The sequence below is a fragment of the Carboxydocella sp. JDF658 genome, from assembly GCF_002049395.1.
In the GTDB taxonomy this organism is placed as follows: domain Bacteria; phylum Bacillota.
In genome coordinates this window covers 1-237 of the sequence record NZ_BDLR01000243.1, presented here as the reverse complement: position 1 = coordinate 237, position 237 = coordinate 1, and the positions used below count along the sequence as shown (strand labels likewise).

1 protein-coding gene is annotated in these 237 nt (G+C 57.0%); it reads left to right on the top strand.

Going from position 1 to position 237, the window contains the following annotated elements:
• Positions 1-237 (top strand): aldehyde ferredoxin oxidoreductase C-terminal domain-containing protein (locus tag JDF658_RS13980; protein WP_278308135.1); only part of this gene is annotated, 237 nt, incomplete at both ends.

The following is a 237-nucleotide window of genomic DNA, read 5'->3' as shown; positions in this document are numbered from 1 at the left end:
GGGCTGTTATGGGCTCCAAGAACCTGAAGGCCATCGTGGTGCGAGGCAGCGGTAAGGTAGAAGTAGCCCAGCCCGACCGCTTCAAGGAAGTGGTCAGCGGGCTGTTGAAGAAAATCCGGGAGAACGGCGTCACCGGCCAGGGCCTGCCGGCTTATGGCACAGCGGTGCTGGTCAATATCATCAATGAAAGCGGCATATTTCCCACCAACAATTTTCAGGAAGCCTATTTCCCGGCTG